This window comes from Ralstonia sp. VS2407, assembly GCF_052950655.1.
Map to the genome: position 1 here is coordinate 1 of NZ_JBRFVG010000362.1, position 437 is coordinate 437.

1 protein-coding gene is annotated in these 437 nt (G+C 43.9%); it reads left to right on the top strand.

All coding sequences use genetic code 11. From position 1 onward, the window contains the following. Positions 1-437 (top strand): cation:proton antiporter domain-containing protein (locus ACU8YE_RS25475; protein ID WP_446930378.1); only part of this gene is annotated, 437 nt, incomplete at both ends.

Genomic DNA, 437 nt, shown 5'->3' on the forward strand with positions numbered 1-437 from the left:
ATTCTTTTCTTGGCCTTTTTTGGTGTGTTAATTACCTTAGTTGGAGTCGGCTGGACCCTGCATATGATTTTGCCTACTTTACCATTAGCTGCTTGCTTCGCTTTTGGAGCGGCTTTAGGGCCAACGGATGCGGTGGCGGTAGGTTCGTTATCGGGTCGAATTGACATTCCTGAACGTTCGATGAACATTTTATCTGGTGAAGGACTCATTAATGATGCATCAGGCGTTACAGCCTTTCAATTTGCATTAGCGGCTTTATTAACGGGGTCATTTTCGCCGGTGGAAGCGGCAGGGACCTTGGTTATTTCCAGCATTGGTGGAGCGGTAGTCGGAATCGTGTTAGTTCTATTAAAACAGCAAATTGTTCATTTACTTGAAACTGCAGTGGCAAAAGATGTTACAGGCTACTTGTTGATTGAATTACTCTTGCCATTTAT